Source organism: Acetoanaerobium sticklandii, assembly GCF_000196455.1.
Taxonomy (GTDB): domain Bacteria; phylum Bacillota; class Clostridia; order Peptostreptococcales; family Filifactoraceae; genus Acetoanaerobium; species Acetoanaerobium sticklandii.
Genome location: NC_014614.1, coordinates 2,221,483 through 2,245,031, shown reverse-complemented (window position 1 = coordinate 2,245,031; position 23,549 = coordinate 2,221,483). Strand labels below are relative to the sequence as shown.

The following is a 23,549-nucleotide window of genomic DNA, read 5'->3' as shown; positions in this document are numbered from 1 at the left end:
CGTTTTTGTAGTATAATATTGTAGGATATTTCCCAGATTGTATAGATTGGATGTGAGGGTTAGTTGAAACCTAAATATATAAAGGGAGCAGGTTACATAGGTCTGCTCCTTTGTTCGTTGTTTTCTGTTATGCTAGTTGTGCTTTTAGAGCTGTCAAACAGAGCTTCTTTTAGAGAAATTATGAGCTTTATGGCAAGTGAGCCCAGAATAGTAGCACTTAATATAATTATAGCTGTGTCTCTTACTGGATTTATTTATATTCTATTTAGGAAGGTTTGGCTTTCTAGCTTTTTAGCACTGCTTTTATCGACTCTAATGGGCTTTGTGAATATGTCAAAATTTAAATACCAAGGCGTTCCTTTTCTTCCTTGGGATATTTTTCTTATTCAAGATGCGGCTAGAGTAATGCCAGCGATGAAAAATGAATTTTTAGATTCAAAAAGTATTGCATTTCTAGGACTAGCTGCTAGTTTACTATTAATAGTCGTTGCATTTTATTTTTTCTGGGATAAAAAAGTAAACTTGAAATACAATAGCAATAAGCTTTTGGGTGTAGTTAGCTCTATAGTAGTCATAACTATGTTTTCAAGTGTACTTATAGGTTTCTCCTCGGAAAATAAATATAGAGCAGATTTTTTTAGAACAAACGCGATTACTAATTATTTTTGGGACCAGAATCAGAACTATACATACAATGGCTTTTTGCTTGGATTTACTATAAATATCAGCAATATTATTATTAAAAAACCGGATGGATATAGTAAAACTAAAATTGCAGAAATCGACAAGGAGCTACTAGCATATGAAAAGCAAGGTGAGGTTTCGCCTGATATAGTAGTTATCATGTCGGAATCCTTTGCAGACGTAACGAAAATAGAAGGGCTAGAGTTTTCAAGTGACCCAATGCCAAGGTTTAGAGAAATAGGAGCAAAAGGGATAACTGGTGAAGTATACGTTCCTGTTCTAGGAGGGAAAACTGCAAATACTGAATTTGAATTTTTAACTGGTTATAGTGTAAAGCACCTTCCAGAAGGCTCTGTACCTTACCAGCAGCATATTAAAAACGATATAAACTCATTAGCTAGATATATGAAGGAAGATAATTATTTAGCCACAGCCATACATAACAATATTCCAGAGTTTTGGAATAGAAAAAAGGTTTATGAGTATATGGGCTTTGATAGATTTATTTCTGTAGACGAATTTGAAAATCCATTTTATTTTGGAAGCTGGATTAGTGATGCAGATATGATGAGCAAGATAAAACATACACTTGAGGAAAACGAAGACAAAAATCAGATGATTTTTGCTGTTACCGTCCAAAATCATGCTCCTTATTATGTTCCTGGAGGAGTTGAGGAGATTAAAGTGGAAGGCGATTTGTCCGCTGAAGATAAGGATATGCTATCGAGATATGCTACAGGAGTTAAAATATCTGATAATGATTTATACGAGCTTTATAAATATATAGAAAAAAGAGATAAGCCTACGATTTTATGTTATTTCGGAGATCATTTGCCAGGTGGATTCTCAATGTATAGGACTTACCCATACTATACAAACATGAAAGCTGGAACAAGCAGAAAAGATATGTTTGCAACCCCATATATAATTTGGAGCAACTATAAAGAAAATCCAAAGACTATGAATCTTGGGATAAATGCTCTTTCAGGAGTACTGCTAGATTATGCTGAGGCTACAGTACCTAAATTCTATGGGTACATGGCCGCTCAATATCAAGATCAGAGTATATCGGAGCAAACATATTTTGATATAAAATCAACTTATGAAGACATACAAAAATTTAGAATGAATGAATACCAAATCATGTATGATGATTTATTTGGCAAAAAATATCAAAATGAGAATTAGAAGGAAGGTAACATTATGAGGGTAGAAAGAATACTTGCGATATTTCTTGCACTTGGACTTATCGTATCATCATTCATACTATTTGATAGGATGAAAGTTGAAAATGGCTATAAAACCTATGAATTAACTTTAGATTACAATGAAATGCTTAGATATTCAAGTGAAGCTGAACAAGATATGGAAAAATCCCTTAAAGACTTTAAAGAAGCAGGAGTAGCTTCTGTAAACATAGGAGAAGCTACTATTAACTCTCTTAAAATGAATGAAGATTTTAAAATTAGAACTAGCTTTGAAGGCTACGATTTAGTTATAGCTGGAGAAAATGAAGGGCTGAAGTTCATTGAAGCTGGTCTAAAGCAGGTACTTAAAGAATCCAGAAAAATGACATATAGAGATGATAATACCTTGGTAATTGAAGGAAAGCCAAAAGATATGGCTTTTGATTCAACAGTTGTAAGAGATTTTGTGGGCAATAAAATCGGAGCTAGTACAATCGGTCAAGCCTCTAAGCTAGAGTACACCGGTCTAGGCTTCTTAGAAGATGAAATTAAGCTAGCAAAAGCTTCAGGATTAAATGTGCTTTTAAGACCAGTATATATTGCAGATACACAAGATGCTAAAAAATCCATAGATAGGTTTATAGATTCTATAGATAAAAACAACCTAAAGCAAACATATGTAATTTTTGCTGGAGAGCAAGTAATCGGAAGCGACGAAGAGCTAGATTATCTTGCTAAAACTCTGTACGACAGAAACATTTCAGTTGGTATGATTGAGGCTTCAGTTCAAAGAGAGCATCTAGAAACTATAGGGCTTCAGCCGTTGGTTGAAAAAATGGATTATAAAGCTATAAGAGCTTTTACTACATGGCAATTCATACAAAAAAGATTTGATTATGGAATACCTATGCACCACAACGGAGAAGAGATAGTAAATACTTTTTATAGAGCAATTACAGAGAGAAATATAAGAATTATATATTTTAAACCATTTATTATGCCAAATAGCAAGGCTGTAACTGATATGAAAATATATAAGGATAGACTTGATGATTTGCAGGAACGCCTTTCGAAAACTCACGATATAAAACCAGGTGAAGTACAGCCTATGCAGCCGCTAAGAGCAAGAAGAAGCATGCAGATGATTGCGGCGATTGGAACTTTAGCTGCGGCATTTATCATGCTTGAAAATATAATTAAATTAAAAAGAAAGCATTTACTTTTAGGGTTTATGGTATCAGCTATTTTAACTGGAGGAATATATGCGGCAAACATTAAGCTGGATTTAGTTAATAAGCTGTTTGGGCTGCTTGCAACTATTGTATTCCCATCGCTAGCTATAATTTGCGTTCTCGCTATAATAAAAGATATTCTGGCAAAAGATCAAAAGGTTAAAACCTTCCAAGCCTATGCAAGAGGACTTATAGTGCTTGTACTTGCAATAGCGATATCTTTAATAGGAGCAATATATGAGGTAGCCTTCTTTGCTCAGAGCAAGTATCTTTTAGAGCTAGATATTTTCAAAGGGGTAAAGCTTTCACAGGTAGCTCCTCTAGCAATAGCACTTGTAGCTTACATGGCTTATTTTGGCTACAGTAGAAAAGATAAAGACAATTACCTACGAGTAAATGAAATAAAAGAATTTTTGCTAGGAAATATTAAAATTTGGCAAGCGCTGATAGTAGGGGTACTACTTGGAGCAGTAGCTCTTTTACTGCTTAGAAGTGGACATGAATCAAATGTTGAGCCTTCATCTATAGAATTACTCGTAAGAAACATGCTGGAGTTATTCTTGCCAGCTAGACCGAGAAACAAAGCCTTCTTATTAGGCTATCCAGCGCTTATTTTATTTGTATTTTTAGCCTTTAGAAAAAGATTTATTTGGAGCTTTCCTGCATTTGCCCTTGTTGCAGCCATTGGGCAGAGCAATATTTTAAATACCTTTTCCCATATTAGAACTCCTATTTATATCTCATATCTAAGAGTCAGCTATGAGCTTGCTATTGCAGTTATAACAGGAGCTATATTTGTACTTTGTGCAGATTTATTTATAAAATTCCTGGAAAAGGTCAAGAAAAATGCATAAGATACTCATATCAGGTTATTATGGATTTAATAATGTAGGCGACGAAGCTATATTAAAAGGTTTGATTGAGGGAATAAAAAGGGTTGAAGGGCCGATAGATATCGTAGTTTTATCTCAACATCCGGAGTTTACTAGTAAAAAACACGAGGTAAGATCTATCAAAAGAACTAATTTGCTGCATATTTTTAAAGAAATGAAGAACATGGATCTCCTTGTAAGTGGAGGAGGGTCACTGTTTCAAGATGTAACGTCAAAGAGGTCTATTGCTTACTATATAGGTATAATATGGTTTGCGAAAAGACTATTCAAGAAAAAAGTGATGATATACTCTCAAGGGATAGGTCCAGTTAACAAGAAGTATAACAGATGGTTGCTTGGGAAAATATTGAATTCCATAGATTTCATAAATGTACGAGATGAAAAATCTAAGCTTGAACTAGAGAGCCTCGGTGTGACAAAAGAAATTTTAGTTACTACAGATACTGTTTTTGGAATATCTAAACCACCATTAGAAATGGGAAAAGCTGTACTTGAGAAAAAAAGTAAGATAAAGGGAAAGCCATATATAGGAATATCGGTAAGACACTGGAAGACAGGGAATAATATAGCTGAAGAAATGGCAAAATTATGTACTGATATAGTTCAGGATATGGACTGCGTACCTGTGCTTATTCCTTTTCATTTTTACAAAGACTTAAAGCTTATGGAAAGCATCCATAAAAATCTCGATAAAGATATTAAGGACAAGGTAGTTATAATAGATGAATATCTTTATGTTGAAGATTATTTGTCCCTTATTGGAAATATGGATATCATGGTCGCTATGAGACTCCATGGCTTGATTTTTTCTGTTCTTATGGGTGTTTATCCAGTTGGAATATCATATGACCCTAAGATTCAAAGCTTTCTTCATATGATGGATAGAGAAGATGCAATGGAAGTAGAAAATTTAAATGCGACGCTACTTTATAAAGAATTAAAGGATGCTTTTATAAACAAAGAAGAAAATACTATAAAGCTCAAGGAATATCAGAATAAATTTATTGAGCTTGCAGATACACACAATCACAAAGTATATGATTTACTATCGCAGTAACGGAGGAAGTTCTAAATGCAAAGAATGACGATTTTGGGAGTTTCTATTGATAGGGTAGATATGAAAGAAGCTGTTTCAAGAGTAGCAGAAGCATTAATGCTTAATAAAAAATTTTTTATAGTAACCCCTAACAGTGAAATAGTAGTCAACGCAAATAAAGACAAGACTTTATTTGAAATAATTAAATCTGCTGATATGGTGGTTCCAGATGGAATCGGGCTAGTGCTTGCATCCAAGATAATGAAAACACCACTTAAAGAGCGTGTTACAGGGATTGATTTAATGGATAATCTCTTGAAGTTTTCAAGTGAAAATGGCTACAGCGTTTATCTTATTGGCGGAAAAGAAGGCATAGCTCAGGACGCAGCAGAAAATATAAAAATCAAGTATCCTAATATAACAATTGCTGGGACGCATCATGGTTATTTCAAAGGAAAGCATACTGGAAATGTAGATCATCCTGATGAAAAAGAAGTTATAAATCATATTAATAACGCAAATCCTGATTTAGTTTTTGTAGCTTTGGGAGCTCCTAAGCAAGAAAAATTCATTTCCTATAACCTAAATAAGTTAAATGCTAAAGTATTTATGGGAGTAGGAGGAAGCTTAGATGTATATGCTGGTACAGTGAAAAGAGCACCAGAAATATATCAAAAGCTTGGTCTAGAGTGGGCATATAGAGCAATAAAAGAGCCGTGGAGAATTAAGAGACTCGGAGCTATACCTGTATTTGCACTGAAGGTGCTTATAAAAAAAGATAAGCCTATGTAAATAATATAGCCAGAAATAGACGATACTAGCATCGTCTATTTTTTTATGCTCTATTTAGTTATTTTTTGATTTAATCAAAGCACAAAAGGGGTAACTATGGTTTAAGGACTCATTTTATAAGGGGGAATCAGCCGTGCCAGTAGATATTTCAAAATGGAGATTAGAACCTAGGGATTTAAAATTAAAATACAATATGGATGATTTTGATTTTAAAAGCACTCAGGATTTAAAGCCTTTAAAAGGGATAATAGGCCAAGAAAGAGCAGCAGAAGCTCTGAACTTTGGACTGAAAATGAAAGCAAAAGGCTATAATATATTTGTAGCAGGTATAAGCGGAACAGGGAGAAGCAGCTATACCTATTCGATGGTTTCGAAAGTTGCTCAGACAAAAAAGAACAACAAAGATTATGTCTATGTTTATAACTTTAAAAACCCAGATGAGCCTAAGGCAATTAGCTTTCAAGCAGGAGAAGCAAAGCATTTTCAAAAGGATATGGATACTGTAGTGGATAAGCTTTACGAAGAGATACCAAAGGTGTTCACATCAAGAGAGTATGAACTTAGAAACAATGAGATAGCACAGAAATATGAAAGAATGGGACAAAATTTAATTGAAGAATTAAATGAGTTTGCAAAAGATAGAGGTTTCTTTTTTCAGCAGGGAAATCAAGGACTGCTTACTATTCCTTTAAAGGAAGATGGTAGTCTTATGAGTGATGAAGAATATAACGGTCTTTCTGAAGATGAGTTTGCAAGATTAAGAGAGAAGTCTCAGGACTTAAATAAAGAAGTAACTGAATATATGAACAGAATGAGAAACCTAGAGCAAAAACTAAGAGAAAAAATAATTGAGCTAGATAGAAAAACCGGAGAGAGAGTTATTTCATTTTTCTTTGACGATATAGTAGAAAAATATAGCTCCAATGAAAAGGTAATTCTGCATATTAATGATTTAAAAGAGGATATGGTAGAACATATTAATAAATTCAAGGGACAGCAAAAAACCTCTGCAAATCCATTTTCCATTCAAAAGGAAGATCCAAAGAAATTCTTCGAAAGATATAAGGTAAATCTTTTTATAGATAACTCAGATAGAATAGGAGCGCCTATAGTAAATGAAACCAATCCTACCTACTATAACTTAACAGGTATGATGGAATATAAAAATGAAATGGGCTTCTTAACAACTAGCTTCATGGATATAAAACCAGGTGCACTTCATAAAGCAAATGGAGGCTTCTTAATTTTAAATGTGAAGGATTTATTCTCTCATCAGTTTGCTTGGGAAGGTCTTAAGCGTTCATTAAAAACAAATAAAGTAACAATTGAAACTCTTAATAAGCAATATGGCTATATAGTAACAGCAACCTTAAAACCAGAGCCTATTGATATGGACTTAAAAGTGATTCTTATAGGAGATTATTACACCTATAGTGTTTTATTTTCTTATGATGAAGACTTTAGAAAGCTATTTAGAATTATGGCAGATTTTGATGTAGAAATGCAAAGATCATCAGAGAATGTATATAAATTTGCACGTTCTATCGCCACTCAGTGCGAAGAAAAGGGTCTAAAGCATTTTTCAAAGGAAGCTGTCGAAAAGGTTGTTGAGTACAGCTCAAGACTAGCTGACAGCAAGGATAAACTAAGCTCAAGATATAACCAGCTAGTAGAAATACTATATGAAGCTGATGCACTTAGTGATGAGACTAGTGTATTTGTTACCGCTCAAGATGTACAAAGAGCAATAAATGCAAAGAGATACCGTAATAATAAGTATGAAGAAAAGCTAAATGAAATGTATGAAGATGGAACGCTTCTAATAGATATAGACGGAGAAAAAATAGGGCAAATAAATGGACTTGCTGTCATGGGAACAGGAGAATATTCATTTGGAAAGCCTGCAAGAATCACTGCATCTAGCTATAAAGGCAAGGCTGGAATAATAAACGTTGAAAGAGAAGTAAGAAGAAGTGGCTCTAGTCATGACAAGGGAGTTCTCATTCTTTCAGGATATATAGGTGAAAAATATGCAAAGGAAACCACTTTATCAGTTACAACATCCATAACCTTTGAGCAGAACTATTCAGGTATAGATGGCGATAGTGCGTCCTCTACTGAGCTTTATGTGATTTTATCAAGCATAGCTCAGATACCTGTAAAACAGTATATAGCTGTAACTGGTTCTATAAGCCAAAAGGGAGAAATTCAGCCTATAGGTGGAGTTAATGAAAAAATTGAAGGCTTCTTTGATGTATGTATGCTAAAGGGCCTAACTGGAAACCAAGGAGTTATAATTCCAAAGCAAAATGTCAAGAACCTCATGCTCAAAGATGAAGTAGTAGAAGCAGTCCAAAAAGGAGAGTTCCATATATATTCTATTTCAAATGTTGAAGAGGGACTAGAAATATTAACAGGACTAAGCCATGATGAAATCGAAGAAAAAATTCACGAAGGTTTAAAGTACTACGAAGAAAAAGAAGAAGCTAAGGATAGTGAAGATGAAGAATAATTGATTTTATACTCTCATATTATATTAATTTAAATTTTAGATTAATATAATAGTATTTTAAAACTATGACTAAAATATAGGATGAAATAAACCTCCAGAAAAGATAAGTTAATTTAAAATTGCTTATATTTTTGGAGGTTTTTTCATGTTATGAATAAGATTAATTCTCAAATCAGTTGTTATATAAATAAAGCTAGAAAGAAAAATTTTAAGAAAGTTCTGTCATTTACACTAGTTGTTAAGTATGTTAAAATATTATTAAATTAAATAAATCTCCGAGCATTTCAACCTGTGAACTTATAAATTTATGGTTGCTGTGCCGATAGGGTTTGATTGGAAACAATCAGGCCTCCTGATGGAAAGGAGAATATCATGCGCAAAACAACATTCCATTAGGCATGCTGTTTTTTTGTGCGTGCTTCCTTAAAATGCTTGAAGATTTACTTGAAAAAAAGGAAGAGGTGTATGTAAAAATGTTTGGGAAAAAGATGAGATTTGTAACAAGTTTTTTGGTGCTAGTAATGTTGATAGCTCAATCAGCAGTATTTGCACAGGGGGGAGACAAGGTCGCTGTAGAGCTTACAGGAGCAGGGCTGAAAACTGAATTAAAGCTTACACTAGAAGATTTAAAGGCAATGCCTGCAGAAGCTCAAATCGAAGATGAATACATTTATAATAGCAAGACGGGAGAGAAATCTGCTAAGGTAAAAGGGGTTAGTCTTGCTTACTTGCTAAAAGAAAAAGCAGGTGTAACTGCAAATGATGCACAGGTTTTATTTACAGCATCAGATGGATATGCAATAGATCCTCAATCACTAAAAGATATTTTTAATCCAGAGCTAAAATATGTTTTAGCTTATGAAGTTGACGGCCAAAATATCAATAATGATGACAATGCTGATAGCGAAGAAATAACAGTTTATAGGAAAGTAAAGACTGCAGGAGAATTTGGAACTGTATTCAAAATGGTTGTTAATATTTCTGTAGGAGAGGCTATTGAAACCTCTAATATTCCAGAACCAAATAATACTACAGAATCAAATGCTGAAAAAACACAAGCTATAGTGTTTAATGATATAACTAATGAGTATAAATTTGCAGAAGTAGCTATTCAAGAGCTTGCTAAAAAAGGAATTATAAATGGAATGGGTGAAGGGAAATTTAACCCAGAGGCTAGCCTTACGAGAGCTCAAATATGCACGATTATGGTTGCTTCTCTAGGCTATGAACCTAAAGAATACAAAGGTGGATTTACAGACGTAGATGCCAGTGATTGGTTTGCTCCTTATGTTCAAGCAGCGGTTGATGCAGGACTATTCACAGGATATACAGACGGTTCATTTAAGCCTGAAAAAGCTATAATCAGACAAGAAATAGCTGTAGTAGCAGGAAAAGCAGCTGTAAAATCTGGAGTTGTAGCTGAAGCAAAAATGACTAAGTTTGTAATGGAAAAGTCAAAATATGCAGATAAAGATATAGTTCCTGGATGGGCAGGAAATTCTATAGCATGGCTTGAAGCTCAAGGGGTTTTTGAAGGCATTGCAACAGAAAACTTTGAACCAGCGAAAGTTGTCAATAGAGCAGAAGCTGCATCTATAGTCTATAATACTTTATTTAAAAAATAATAACAGTCTAGAATTAAGTAAATGAGCGATAGCAACAGCTTTCGCTCATTTGCATAGGTTGGGAGAGATAAGTATGGATAAGAGAAGGTTGAAAGGCTTAAGTTATTTACTTACATTATGTATGATTTTTTCTTTGATGGTATTTAATCCTATATCTGCGGAAGGCTTAGCTACAGAGCTATTAATTACTGGCAGTGGAATTCATAGCGAAGTCAAAATAACATCATCTGACTGGTCTAAGTATAAAATGACTGAAAGATTTTATTCTACCAATAATAGTTTAAGTTTTCATAAGATAGTTAAGGCAAAAGGCTATGATTTATTTGATTTAATAGGAAAAACCAATTTAAAAACAGATAAGGATTACACAGTAAAATTTACTTGTGCAGATGGATTTGAGTTTAATAAATCAGTAAGTGAGCTACAAAATACATATTATTCAAGTGATTTTACAGAAGCTAAAAAAGTAAAAGTATCACCAATGATTGCTAGATATACAGCAGTTTTAGCAGATTTTCCAAAGGATAAATTTAAGCCACCTGTAAGTTGGAAGGATAGAGCTCTTACTGATAGTGATTTGGATAAAGACTTTCCAAAGTTATTGTTTGGGCAAACAAACATAGATGATATGAATATGTCTAAGTGGGGAAAAGAAGTTGTAAAAATTACAATAGGAGAAGAATCTACATTAGATAAGCCAGCAATAAAATCCACATATAAGCATATAGACTATACAGGAGCACCTTACAATGTCGATGCTATATCTAGTGCAACGTTTACAGTAGAGGGGCCAGCTGTTGAGGGATATAGAGCTATATCGCTCAGACAGATAGAAGAAGATACCAAAGGGCAAAGAATAGTCACAACCTTTGAAAAAATAAAGAATAAGATTGTCAAAAGCACATATGAAGGAATGAATGTTAAGCACTTGATTGACAACTATGTAAAAGTAAAGCCTAATGCAGGAAATATTGTGTTCAAAAATAAATCAAGGCAGCCAATTCTTACTGTACCAATTTCTGAGGCAGATAAGTATACAGTATCCTATGGTATCAATGGAGTACCTCTTGTCTATTTAGATACAGATGTTGGATTTAAGCCTGATAAATACAACGATAATGGCTGCTTCAAACTTATTTATAAGCAAGAGAGCGAAGATGCAAAGGAATTTTCTAATGTTGCATATATGTATGTTGAAGAAAAAGATGCAAAAAATATTTATGAGCATACTTATTCTCCATATAATGACACCAAGTACACGGACTATGAAATTGTGATTCATGGCAATAAGATGAGTAAAGAGGTAAGGTATAAAGTGTCGGATTTAGAAGCCATGAAGGATATTCAGTTAGAAATGGAATATAGCTTATCAAACAGCGAATATTTTTGGTATTACAATAAGTATAAAGGTGTTACCCTATGGGAACTCTTACTTAAAGCTGGAATAGATCCAAATATAGATGAATCCACTAGTATTCAATTCATAGCAGCAGATAATTACAATTTTGCGCCTATGACAATTAAAGAAATAAAGGATAGTTCACTCTATGGATACTACGAAAAGCAGGCTATGGATAAAGGTGACGGAAGCTTTGATGGGAATCAGGTTAAACCGCTAAACTCTGGAATGCCAGTGCTTTTAGCATATGGATTCAACGGATATCCATATGTCACTAGACCTACTGATAGTGGATATAATGCAGGCCTAGGAAATGATGGTGGACCACTAAGAATAATTTTTGGAAAGACCAACTACAATGATACTAATGGTTCAAATCAAGTACAATTTCTAAAAGAGATCATTATTGGTGGAGGGAAATCTATATCTACAGATATAAAAAGTAGCATAGAAGGAAAAGCAAATCATAAAGATGTGACTGCAGGTGATTCATGGAGTCATAATCAAAATGGATATCAGGAGTACCTAGATAAGCCAGTACTTAGAATTACTGGTTCTCAGATAAAACAGCCAGTTACTCTTACTCTAAGGCAGGTTGAAGAAATGAAGCAATACGCCATTAGAGATATATATACAGGAGATGGAATTAGAGAGTTTGAAGGAGTCGTTCTTTGGGATATGATATCAAAAGCAGTAGAGCTTAAGGATGGAGTTAAGTCACCAAGTATAAGAGTGTTTAGTGGAGAAAGCTACAATCAAATTCTACGAAGCATGGATCAGGTTATAAACGGAAGTGTTAATTCCAAGGGAGAGCTGAAGAAAATACTACTTGCTTATGCAGTTGATGGTTATCCTCTTGTTCCCAATGAAGGAAGTACAGGCTATATTAACAACAATGCCTATGGGCCACTGAGATTAGTAGTTGAAGAAAGTAAATCTATGTGGGTGAAATGGGTAGATTGTATCGTAGTAGGAACGGGAGATTATGAAGCCCCAGAAATGAAAGATGTTAAGCAACTCAATTTTGGAACCGCAAATGATTCTACTTTAGCAAAAAACGAAACTGATAATAATATATGGAAGCTGTATAAAAATGACACGGGAAAAGAATTACCAGAAGCTAGTGTAAGATGTATGGAGATAGACAAGGATGGAAATCTTTGGGTAGGAACTAACAATGCAGGAATAGCGATAAAGACGCCCCAAGGAAGTTGGAAGAATCTTACAAAAATTACAACTGACAATGCAGGAGAAGTAACTGTAGATATTTCTTATGCTATAGTACAGCGTGAAAATGGAGAACTTTGGATGGCTCTTGGAGGAGCTCAAACTCCACAGGGAATACTGGTTAAAAGTGGTGATAGTTGGAAACTGCTAAACACTGAAAATTCTTTACTTCCTTCGAATTTTGTCCAAGAATTAGAGCTAGATGGTAAAGGTGGCATGTGGATAGGAACAGGAAGTGGAGCAGTATATATAGATAAAAATAATTTATGGAAGGTATATACTAAGAAAAATGGATTGATTCTAAGCTCTGTGGATGCTATTGAGCCTGATGACAAAGGTGGTGTATGGATAGGGTTTTATCCAGATACTATAGGAGATACTGAAAATTCTAAATATATAGGAGGCTATCAGTATATTGATAAAACAGGAAAAATCACTACGTATACTGACTTTGAGAATAAGTCTTTTGGAACAAACTGGGTAAGGAGTATTTCAATTGACAGTGAAGGCAGTATATGGATAACTAGATCAGGAAATTATCCAGGGCAAGGACATGCAGAAATTGATTACATTAAAAATGGAGTAAAAAAAGTATATAAGGCAAAAGATTTATTTCCTGAAATAGCTTCAGAAGATGATATAAGAGCTATACAAGCAGATAAAAAACATAAAGGAAGATTATATATAGCAACTCATAGAAGTGGGCTACTTGTAAGTGAAGAAGTAGGTAAAATTCTAAAAAAAATAGATTCGACAAATACCTTTCCAAGTAGACAATGGGATAATATTTATTATATTGATGTAGACAAAGACAGTATTTTTGTAGGAAGTAATGGAGGAGCAGCTATTTCGTCAGAAGAGTAAACCTTTTAAAGGAGGCTAGCAAAGATGCCATCTAAATCAAAACGTATACTAGCATTAATTTTATTGCTTGGGATATTAATGCTAGGGGGATGTACTTCAAAAGAAAATACAGAGCAATCCGTGGATGTATCTACGCAAACTGAAAATACTAAGTCAAAAGATGAAGATATAAAAGTTAGTAAAGAAGATAACAGTGCTAGTAATATTCCTGAGGAAGAAATTTCTCAGGAATTAGCTTCCAATGTTAACAAAGAGGATTCTGAAGAAAAATTAGAAAGTTCTAAGGAGCCCAAGCCAATTCAAGCACCAGAAAAACAAGAAAATAATGATATAGCAAAAACTAATTCAGCAGAACCTAGCTTAGCAGAAGCTCATAAGGTAGAAGAAAAAGTAGAAGCAAATACTTTAAAAATACAAGGTAATATCGCAAACAAGCTTAATTTAACTTTGGCTGAATTAAAATCCATGAATGATATTATTTTTGAAGATGAATTTTATTCATTAAATAGTTTTGGAACAACAGGTCATACCTCATTTAAGGGAGTTAAGCTGTGGAGCTTGCTAGAACAAAAAGCAAAAATTTCTCCAAATGCATCAAAAATTACTTTAATTGCCACTGATGGATATAGTATGGAATTTACGGTGAATCAGGTAAAGAAATTAGATTATATTGATGAAACCAATCCAGAGAAAAAATTTCCCATGATTATAGCCTGGGAAGAAAAGGGAATAGAATATGATGTCGCAGATGGACCACCTTATAAGCTTATAGTAGGCCAAAAAGAAGCAGGCGATGTAAATAAGCCTCAGTGGGTTTCTAATATTGATAGAATAATAGTTGAGTAAGGTAAGTGATAAAATGAAAAACAGAAAATTTTATATAATAATTTTGGGGATAATACTTGCTGTAATTGGGTGCTCATTTATTCTAAACAATACTGCGTCGCAGGAAAAATTAAAAATCAAAGCGTTTTATCCTGAGGCTCAAAAAATCAAATTAGTAAAAGATATAGCTGATGATACATTTGTTTCTCTTAATTTACCTGCTGTAAAAAGAGCTTATGAGGTAGATGGAGTAATAAAGGCTTTTGTAGTTAGTTGTGTTGGGTATGTTGGTCCAATTGAAGTATTGGCTGCCTTAGATGACGAGAGTGATGAACTCAAAGGAATAGAAATACTAAATCACAATGAAACAGTTGGATATGCTGAGCATATAGAAGAAAACTGGTTTTTAGAAAGATTTAAAGGTATAGGGGCAAATAAATATTTGAATTTAGTCGTACTAGATAAGGAAAAACCTGAGGACATAATTCAGGTTACGGGTGCTACAGTGAGTTCGCAGGCAGTTGTTAATGCAGTAAATGCGGCAATAGGAGCTTATCAATATAAAGTGCGTGGTATAGAAATGGAAAAAGTGCCTGATGTAGTTTCGCAAGAGATTTGGGAAAATGATGTCAATAGCTTTGTAATCAACTGGGATGGTGGTTCTCAAAGAATTGATACCAAAAAGCTAAAAGATTTTGAACAGCTCGATATGAGTGTAGTATTAATTAATACTACAGGAACCAAGACTCCTATGAAAGTAAAGGGACCGAGCCTTAGAACTATTCTGGAAAAGCAAGGGCTGGATTTAAGCAAATTTGAAGGAGTGGGCATCACAGGCAGAGATGGCTACTATACCATGATAGACAGAGAAAAGTTAGAAGCAAATGAAGTTATTTTGGTCTGGGAAGTAGATGGAAAGGAATTAAAGGAAGAAGAAAAGCCTGTTAGAGTTGCACTGCCAAATGAGATGGGACCTTACTGGGTGAAAATGGTTTCGAGTATAGACTTATATGAACAAATATCTCCTAAGGAGATAGATAAAGTCTATATGTTTGATGCTTTAACTGGAGATATAGAACCATACTATTATGAGTATTATGGAAGCAAAGACAAATCTATTGAGATAGGGAAAATCCTAAATAAGTTTGATTTTGTGGATGAAAAAGGCTTTTTTACCATGGCGGCTTCTGATGGACTGATAAAAAATGAAACGATTTCTATAGTGAGACAAAGGTATTTCATTAAAGTTGATGGGGAAAATGCACCTATGAACATAGCTCCAAACTTTAAACTTGGAATGAATGTAAAAGAAATGACTCATTTCTCAACTACAAAGGATGCAGTAATCTTTCCCAAAAGCATGGAAAAAGTTGTTAGAATAAAAGAAATACAAGGACAGCAGGGCTTGCTCCTTGAAGATGTACTAATTACTTCGGGAATGATATGGGAAGAAGACATAGCTTTGAATGTAGTCAACATAGATGGTTCCGAGATTTTATTAGATTTAAAAGAGCTTTCAAATTACTATATTACCTACAAAGATAAAAATGTGTATTTATTTCATAAAGATACTCAGCTAATGAAGAATGTATTAAGGATAGAAAAGCGATGAGATTAAAAAAGCGTAGCCTTATTCAATTATTGATAACTTCTTTTATTGTTTTAAATTTTGTAACCTATGGTTTATACATAAATGATTTTATTGAGTTTAAATTTCTATCTATAGGCGATTTAAATCCTTATGGTGGATGGAGCGCTTTAAAATCCTCATTTACAGAGGTAGCATATAGTTTTAGGGGAATAACTAAGCCGATTGCACTTACAATTTCAATTGTAGTTACTGCTACTTTATTTGGTAGAATTTTTTGTGGATATATTTGTCCCATAGGTGCTATGCAGGATTTTTTTAAATTCCTTGGGAGTAGATTTGGAATCAAAGAAAAAAAACTTCCAAGAAGTAAGTTTTTTGTTCCTGAAGTTATTAAATACTTCATACTGATATTAATATTGATTCTAAGCATTTTTGGATTAGGACAATACATCTCAAAGCTTTCAGTATGGCTAGCCTTTGCTAATATCTTCGTAGGAATAAATCTTCAAATAGGAACATTTTTATTAGTTTTAACCATAATAGGATCTTTAATTTATAAAAGAGTATTTTGCAGGTGCTTATGTCCGCTTGGAGCTATTCAAGGCCTTCTTTATGCCATTGGACCACTAAAAATCAAAAAAGAAAAAACCTGCAATGGATGCTCAAATTGCTTTTTAAGCTGTCCTGTAGATATTACCACTAGTGAAGAAACTTATATATCGCCAGAGTGTATAAACTGTCTTAGTTGTACGGAAAAGACGTGTTTAAGGGATTCCTCAGGCTACTTTGTAAGCTTTGCTGGAAAAAAGCTGAAAAATAGCACTTATTTAGCCATGGGTATAGGCTTAATGCTTTTCACATATTTCTGTCTTCCAGCAATCCCATTACATGAAGAGTATTCAGGAGCTATGGATTTAAAGGGAATAAAGAATGGAAGCTATAAGGGTATAGGGACAGGGTTTGGAGGGAATATTAAGGTTAGGGTGACTATAAAAAACCAGAAAATAAATAAAATAGACATTATAAGTCATAATGAAACTCCTGGATACTTTGAAGAGGTTTATAAAAATATGACAGTTCAAATTATTGAAACTCAAAGTTTAAATATAGATGGTGTAAGTGGAGCTACAGTAACTAGTAGAGCTTTTATAAATGGAGTAAAAAGTGGACTTAGTCAAGCTTTGGATAAAGAATAAGAGGTAAAGTATGAAATTCAAAAAAATTTTAATTCCTTTGCTGCTAATAATAATTATTATTTTTATATTTAATCTAACAAAAAAAGAAGAAGCGTCCATAAATATATTAATAAATGAAGAAGATATAATCATAAAGAGTGAATATATATATAACCATCCAGAGACAGTTGTATTTCCAGCGGTAGTGAGAAGTAGTGGAAAAAAACCAGAAGAAACTGAATATAAGGGTATCGAAATCAATTTATTATTCTCATCTTTAGGGATAGATATTACAAAGATGAAGAATATTACTTTTAATGCAACTGATGGATATCGGATAATTTTACCACTTGAAGAGATAATGATGCCAAGGAATGTATATCTGACCTTTGAAAGAGATGGAGAATATCTAAAGTCAAAAAAACAAGGTGGAAACGGTCCATTTCAACTAATAATAAGGAAAGATTCATTTAGTCAGCGCTGGATAAAACATGTGGATGAGATTATTCTAGAGTAAAATCAAATAAATGATTATAGAGGTATTTATGAATAGAGAAAAAAGCTTATTAGGAAATTACACAGTTTTTGACCTTGTAATTATAGCAATTATCTCTTCTCTAGGGATAGCAACAAAGCCAATTATAGTGCCCCTAGTCCATATTCTTACAGGACCTTTATTTATACCAGGAGGTGCTATTGCTGGAGGATTTTACATGCTTTGGATTGTTCTAGGAATTGGATATATAAAAAAAATTGGAACAGGGACACTTATAGGTGTTGTCCAGAGCATTTTAGTAATAGCAAGTGGAGCTATGGGTACGCATGGAATTATGAGTATTATTTCATATACTTGCCCAGGGATAGTTGCTGACCTTGTATTTCTAGTATGCAGGGACAAAAAATATACTGTTATGCATTATATTTTTGGATGTATGGCAGCGAATATAACTGGTACAGCTATTTCTAATTTACTATTTTTTAGGCTTCCTTCTACTGTGCTACTGCTTTTATTTTCAAGTGCAGCTTTATCGGGAGCTATTGGAGGGCTAATAGCATCAAATATCGTCAAAAGCTTAGAAAGTATGAAGTTGAATATATAGAGGTGTACAATGAGGATAGCTAAGATAATTGTACTAGTAACATTAATAATTTCGAATTTATTTCTTGTGGGCTGCGGCTCTGAATCTAAATTACAAAAGAATAACTCTTTGGAGCTAAATGGAGTAACTGTATTTAATAAAGATGAGAACTTGGTTAAAAATTATAGGCCAAAAGAAAAAATACATTTTAAAGAACTGGTTAAAGAAAGTAGTGAGTATATTTCAATAATAACTGGAGATGGTTCTGTAAGAAAAACTACAGCTGATATTTATCTCTCAAGTGATTCAAATGGAGTAAATATAACCTATAAAGATAAAATAATAAGTGATGTTGTAGGCATTTATTTACATGATAATTTGTACAGTATAAGGGATGCTTTTTACGATGCAAAAGAATATTTGGATTCTGAGGAAAAAGTAATGGTGATATTGCTTGATGGATTCTCGCTTAATCAGTACAACTATGCAAAAGAGAACAACTATATAGAATATATTAGCAAGTATTACAGAAATGAAGCTTTGAGTGTATATACACCGGTTACGAATGCGGGGTTTGCTGCCATTATAACTGGTGAAAATCCCAATATAAACGGAGTTCATGATAGAAGCTTTAGAAGTATGAATGTAGATAGTATGTTTGCTTATGCTTTGAGCAAGAAAAAGCAAGCGATACTGCTTGAAGCCGATATAAAAATTCTAGATACTGAAATCGAACCCAAACTCCATGTTGATTCTAATAATGATAAAAATATAGACGACGAAATATTTGAAACAGCAAAATCAGTAGCTAAGGATGAGTACGATTTGATATTTGTACATTTTCATGGAATTGATGATAGAGGACATGCTTACGGACCTCAAGCTTTAGAAACTATGAATTATATAAAACAAATCGATGGGTATATTCAAGAACTTAGTAGCATCTGGAATGGACCAATAATATTGACAGCAGATCATGGGATGCATAAATTTGAAGATGGTGGAAGTCATGGAAACTGTATACAAGAAGATATGCTAGTACCTTATTTTAAAAAGGAGCAATAAAAATGCACAAAAAAAATTTCGCTGTAATTTGTATATTTTTGTGCCTATTCGTGGCCGTTTGGATATCTTTGAAATTGAATCAGCCAAATATTGAAGAGCAAAAAAAATTATTAGAAAACTCTGAGATTCTGCTTTTGGCAAATCAGCAGGAATATTTGATAGGATTAAATGATTTGATGGTGATAGGAGAAGAAGAGTTTACCTCAGTACTAGATACATCTTCTACCAATCCAACAAACCATAAGTATACTGGTGTACAGTTGAAAAATATATTATCCCATTATCAAATAGATTTAGATGAAAGCTCGGCTTTAGTACTTAGTGGAATGGACAATTATTCAGTAGCCTATACTACTGAGGAGATACTTAAGAATAACAATGTTTATATTGTTTTTAAAGAAGATGGAAACTATCTGGGAAGTAAAGAAAATGGAGGAAGAGGCCCCTACGAATCTATAGTAGTAGCTGATGATTTTAGCAACAGAAGATGCAAATGGCTTACAAGAATCGAGTGTGTAAAATGATGGCTATTAAAATTCTGAATTTAAGCTTTAAGTATAAGGACTCAAAAGAGTATATACTAAGCAATCTATCTATAAATATAAAAGAAGGAGAAATAACTGCAATTTTAGGAGAAAGTGGCAGTGGGAAAAGCACCTTATGTAAGTGCATCTGTGGTCTTATTCCCAAACTATATCAAGGAGATATTTCAGGAGAAGTGCTGTTGTTTGGAGAAAATATAAATAATATAGCTCTATCTGAAATTGCTTCTAAAGTTGGCATTATATTTCAAAATCCATCAACACAGCTATTTTCACCCACTATTGAAGATGAGCTGGCATTTGGACCAGAGAATTTATGTATAGATAGAGATGAAATTGGAAAGAGAATAGATGAAATCCTTAAATTAATAGATATGCAATCATATAGGTATGATAATCCAAATAATTTATCAGGAGGCCAACAGCAACTTATTGCAATGGCATCAGTTCTGATGATGAAGCCTAAAATACTAATATGTGATGAGATTATGTCATGGATTGATGAAGAAAAAAAAGAGGTTATTAAAGATATACTTATAAAGTTAAAGGGAGAAGGAACAACAATAATTATGGTAGATCATGATATGGAAAATATAAAAATTGCAGATAATATAATATATATTTAGGGATGATTATGGATAATCTAATTGAAATAAAAAATATGAAATATCAATATCATAAAGATAAAAAGCTATTTGAAAAATTTTCCTTGCAATTAGATTGCAAAAGGACAACGGTTATCACAGGGAATAATGCTTCGGGAAAGACAACCTTGAGCAAGCTTATCATGGGAATTTTAAAACCACTTGAAGGAGATATTATTTTATTTGGAGACAATTCGAAAAACATGACTCTTTCTGAAATAGGTCAAGGTATAGGATATGTCTTTCAATATCCAGAAAGACAGCTTTTTACTACTTCTGTGATAGATGAGCTTACCTTTGCTGAGATCTTAAAAGGAGAAAAAAAGGAAGCGGTGATGGAAAAGGCAGAAGAAATGATAGAACTATTTGCTTTAGAAAAAGCAAGAGACGTTTATCCATTTTTTTTAAGCTATGGAGAGAAAAAAAGGCTTGCTATAGCTTCAGCTTTAATGAGCAATCCAAAATATCTTATTTTGGACGAACCCACAGCCTCTCTAGATAAAGATAAAATTATAAACCTTTCTATGATTTTAAATAAGCTTGAAGAAAAAAATGTTGGAAAACTTATCATAACTCATGACAAAAATTTTATAAAAGAGCACGGTGAGCGCGTAATCCACTTGGATGGGGGTCGAATTGTAAAGGATGAAGCAAATTAATATAGATCCAAGAACAAAACTTGCAATAGTTGCTCTATTATCAACTTTGGGTTTGATATATAAAGATTTGCTAAGCTTAGTAATTATTTTGTCTGTAGCAATTCTAATAGCCTTAGCTTTAAATAGTAATTTTATTTCAGTAGTATCAAGACTAAAAAAATTGCTAGGACTAATTCTTGTTATAGCAATAATACAAAGTATATTTATAAAGGAAGGCAATTCAGTAATAAGTCTAGGGAGTGTAAGTCTCCTAACTGATATTGGGATTATGAAAGCTACAGAATTTATTTTAAGGCTAATGATAATAATCGTATCATCAGTAATACTTACTACATCAACGAGCAGAGAAATAATACAAGCATTGATACAGATGGGACTGCCCTATGAAATTGCCTTTATGGTATCTATTTCAATTAGATTTTTGCCACTATTTAAAGATGAGATGAGAGATATGGTAGTTGCTTTACAGCTTCGAGGAATCGACCTAAAAAAAATAAAGCTAAAAGAAAAACTGCTGACCTATAAATATTTGCTTTTGCCAATTACGGCAAATTCAATCCTAAGGGCAAGAGAGCTTGCAACTGCTATGGAAATGAAAGCTTTTAGAGCATATCCTAAAAGGTCTAGCTATAAAATACTTAAAATGAATAAAATTGATTATTTAATAATTACAATAAGTTTAATAGGAGCTTGGACATTTATCATCATTTTTTAAATGAGGTGTAATATGAAAGTAGTATCGGTCATAGGTATAACGGATTCAGGAAAAACTACAACGATAGAAAATATTATTAAGGAACTCAGATTAAGGAACTATACGGTAGGAACTGTAAAGGAAATCCATTTTCATAACTTTAAGATGGATGTAGAAGGCACCAATACAGATAGACATAAAAAAGCTGGCTCACAGCTAGTTACAGCAAGAGGAGAAAATGAGACTGATATTTTGTTTCAAGAAAAATTGAGCCTAGCTAAAATTCTATCATTTTATAACCATGATTATGTAATTTTGGAAGGAGTCAGGGAGAAATCTATTCCTAAAATTTTAACAGCTCACAATATAAATAGAATTGAAGATAGGTTGGATGAAACTGTTTTTGCTATATCAGGCAGAGTATCTAGTGAACTTGATATGTATAAAGATATACCTTCAATAAATGGAATAACTCATATTCAAAAGCTCGTTGATTTAATCGAGAAAAATGCAATTGAATTTTTTCAAGATAAAAAAGAAGCGAGATATAAGGTTGTAATTGGGGGCAAGGAAGTTAATATATCAGCAGAATTACAAGAGCTGTTATGTCATACTATGCAAGTTATGACAAAAGAGTTAGGCTTACATATAGAGAATGAGGATACGGGTATATGTATACGAAAACGAGATTTATAAGTAAAAAAAATCAAGTGCATAGAGTTATTGAAGATGGAAAGAGCTATATAGAAAAAATATTTTATGAACCTAAAAATATGGAAATTGAAATTGAGATATTAGAGCTTTTGAATAAAAAAGGGTGTAATGTTCCAAAGATAATTAAAGCTTATAAAAATACTCTGATACTAGAAGACTTGGGAGACGTTACTTTATTAGACTGGTATGAAAAAGCTGAAAGAGAAGATTCTAAGAGCTATGAAGCTATGCTTAAAAAGCTGAGCCAATGGATGAAAGCTTTTTACTTTGTCACTAAAAATTATTATAAAAATGACATTATGCTTGGGGATGTAAATTTTAGAAACTTTATTATAAAGGAAAATGAAGTTTTTGGTATAGACTTTGAAGAGGTGAATCAAGGTAATGTGGAAACAGATATAGGCAATTTACTGGCTTTTGCTATGACATATTATCCTGAAAGTAAGTGGAAAATTGATTTTTCGGATAAATTAATGCAGATATTATTAACAGACCTGAAATTGAGTGAAGAAGTTGTCATAAGAGAAAGCGAGAATGCACTTATTAGAATCAAAAACAGGCGTTCAGTTTAGAATAATTTTTATATTAATAGAGGATAGATGTTATTGAAATTAAAGTTTGCTTATTTGCCTAGTGATCACAGTAAAAAAAGGTAGCAAATTAATGCTACCTTCTTTTCTATTACTACCAATTTATCGCTTTAAATTAGAAGCGATGTGTTAAAAATGTCGCTTGATGAATTCTTTGTTGTTCAAGAATTTCATTCATTCTTTTTTCATGCTTATATATTTTTTCTAGATTTTTTTCATCCTTCGCTCTTTTTGAAATTTTTATATCAAATCTTAATGAGCTTAGTGAAAAAGCAACGTTCATAGATGACATGTAGTATTCCTCCTCATATTCTTTCTTTTAAATATTGATTGATTGGCTTGATAATTAATACCTTGCTTTTTAGTGACAAATGAATTCATCATCTCATAGTCACCCTTTTAACAAATAATGTAATGCTCATAATACTAACACTCCTTTCGTTTATTTATATAAAAATAAAAAGACCATAGCTTTGCTTGGTCTTTTTTGACATGGTAAGCCACACAAGTAATTCTCATG

20 protein-coding genes and 1 riboswitch are annotated in these 23,549 nt (G+C 33.0%); of the genes, 19 read left to right on the top strand and 1 reads right to left on the bottom strand.

The features are described from left to right. Nucleotides 1-63 precede the first annotated feature (63 nt). The 19 genes from CLOST_RS10620 to CLOST_RS10530 all read left to right on the top strand — a co-directional run bounded on the left by CLOST_RS10620 (nt 64) and on the right by CLOST_RS10530 (nt 23,011). On the top strand, nt 64-1,872 hold the full coding sequence (locus CLOST_RS10620) for an LTA synthase family protein (protein ID WP_013362321.1): 1,809 nt from the start codon (nt 64-66) through the stop codon (nt 1,870-1,872). A 15-nt stretch (nt 1,873-1,887) separates the two neighbouring features. Next, nucleotides 1,888-3,957, top strand: coding sequence for a DUF5693 family protein (locus tag CLOST_RS10615; protein WP_013362320.1), 2,070 nt, complete (start codon nt 1,888-1,890; stop codon nt 3,955-3,957). After that, the gene (gene csaB, locus CLOST_RS10610; protein ID WP_013362319.1) at nt 3,950-5,053 is read left to right on the top strand and encodes a polysaccharide pyruvyl transferase CsaB; all 1,104 of its coding nucleotides are present in this window, start codon (nt 3,950-3,952) and stop codon (nt 5,051-5,053) included. Before CLOST_RS10615 ends, csaB begins: the two co-directional genes overlap by 8 nt. 15 nt (nt 5,054-5,068) lie before the next feature. Continuing rightward, nucleotides 5,069-5,824, top strand: coding sequence for a WecB/TagA/CpsF family glycosyltransferase (locus CLOST_RS10605; protein ID WP_013362318.1), 756 nt, complete (start codon nt 5,069-5,071; stop codon nt 5,822-5,824). 133 nt (nt 5,825-5,957) lie between these two features. Then, nucleotides 5,958-8,336 (top strand): Lon protease family protein, encoded by a 2,379-nt coding sequence (locus tag CLOST_RS10600; RefSeq protein WP_013362317.1) that lies wholly within the window; start codon nt 5,958-5,960, stop codon nt 8,334-8,336. Between the two features lie 261 nt (nt 8,337-8,597). Further along, a riboswitch (molybdenum cofactor riboswitch) is annotated at nt 8,598-8,718 on the top strand. A gap of 16 nt (nt 8,719-8,734) precedes the next feature. Beyond that, entirely contained in the window at nt 8,735-9,961 is a 1,227-nt protein-coding gene (locus CLOST_RS10595) for an S-layer homology domain-containing protein (RefSeq protein WP_041487198.1), read from the top strand. 73 nt (nt 9,962-10,034) lie between these two features. Next, entirely contained in the window at nt 10,035-13,451 is a 3,417-nt protein-coding gene (locus tag CLOST_RS10590) for a two-component regulator propeller domain-containing protein (RefSeq protein ID WP_013362315.1), read from the top strand. Nucleotides 13,452-13,475: 24 nt separating this feature from the next. Then, nucleotides 13,476-14,297, top strand: coding sequence for a molybdopterin-dependent oxidoreductase (locus CLOST_RS10585; protein WP_013362314.1), 822 nt, complete (start codon nt 13,476-13,478; stop codon nt 14,295-14,297). A 13-nt stretch (nt 14,298-14,310) separates the two neighbouring features. After that, complete coding sequence (locus CLOST_RS10580; RefSeq protein ID WP_157858300.1) at nt 14,311-15,888, top strand: FMN-binding protein; 1,578 nt, start codon at nt 14,311-14,313, stop codon at nt 15,886-15,888. Next, a complete protein-coding gene (locus CLOST_RS10575) occupies nt 15,885-17,063 on the top strand; it encodes an FMN-binding protein (RefSeq protein ID WP_013362312.1) in 1,179 nt (392 codons plus the stop codon). Before CLOST_RS10580 ends, CLOST_RS10575 begins: the two co-directional genes overlap by 4 nt. Before the next feature lie 10 nt (nt 17,064-17,073). Continuing rightward, complete coding sequence (locus CLOST_RS10570; RefSeq protein WP_013362311.1) at nt 17,074-17,559, top strand: hypothetical protein; 486 nt, start codon at nt 17,074-17,076, stop codon at nt 17,557-17,559. A gap of 28 nt (nt 17,560-17,587) precedes the next feature. Further along, nucleotides 17,588-18,142, top strand: a complete 555-nt coding sequence (locus CLOST_RS10565; protein ID WP_041487197.1) for an ECF transporter S component — start codon at nt 17,588-17,590, stop codon at nt 18,140-18,142. A gap of 9 nt (nt 18,143-18,151) precedes the next feature. Beyond that, entirely contained in the window at nt 18,152-19,186 is a 1,035-nt protein-coding gene (locus CLOST_RS10560) for an alkaline phosphatase family protein (protein WP_013362309.1), read from the top strand. 74 nt (nt 19,187-19,260) lie between these two features. Then, a complete protein-coding gene (locus tag CLOST_RS10555; protein WP_013362308.1) occupies nt 19,261-19,710 on the top strand; it encodes a molybdopterin-dependent oxidoreductase in 450 nt (149 codons plus the stop codon). Next, entirely contained in the window at nt 19,707-20,354 is a 648-nt protein-coding gene (locus tag CLOST_RS10550) for an energy-coupling factor ABC transporter ATP-binding protein (RefSeq protein WP_013362307.1), read from the top strand. Before CLOST_RS10555 ends, CLOST_RS10550 begins: the two co-directional genes overlap by 4 nt. An 8-nt stretch (nt 20,355-20,362) precedes the next feature. Then, the gene (locus CLOST_RS10545; protein ID WP_041487195.1) at nt 20,363-21,031 is read left to right on the top strand and encodes an energy-coupling factor ABC transporter ATP-binding protein; all 669 of its coding nucleotides are present in this window, start codon (nt 20,363-20,365) and stop codon (nt 21,029-21,031) included. Next, nucleotides 21,018-21,746: an energy-coupling factor transporter transmembrane component T family protein gene (locus CLOST_RS10540; protein ID WP_013362305.1), complete on the top strand. Its 729-nt coding sequence runs from the start codon at nt 21,018-21,020 to the stop codon at nt 21,744-21,746. Before CLOST_RS10545 ends, CLOST_RS10540 begins: the two co-directional genes overlap by 14 nt. Nucleotides 21,747-21,758: 12 nt before the next feature. After that, nucleotides 21,759-22,421, top strand: a complete 663-nt coding sequence (gene mobB / locus CLOST_RS10535; RefSeq protein ID WP_013362304.1) for a molybdopterin-guanine dinucleotide biosynthesis protein B — start codon at nt 21,759-21,761, stop codon at nt 22,419-22,421. Continuing rightward, nucleotides 22,397-23,011, top strand: coding sequence for an RIO1 family regulatory kinase/ATPase domain-containing protein (locus CLOST_RS10530; RefSeq protein WP_041487194.1), 615 nt, complete (start codon nt 22,397-22,399; stop codon nt 23,009-23,011). The genes mobB and CLOST_RS10530 overlap by 25 nt, the downstream gene beginning before the upstream one ends. 133 nt (nt 23,012-23,144) lie before the next feature. Here CLOST_RS10530 and CLOST_RS13935 read toward each other — a convergent pair whose 3' ends face one another. Further along, a complete protein-coding gene (locus CLOST_RS13935) occupies nt 23,145-23,321 on the bottom strand; it encodes a hypothetical protein (protein ID WP_013362302.1) in 177 nt (58 codons plus the stop codon). Nucleotides 23,322-23,549: the final 228 nt, after the last annotated feature.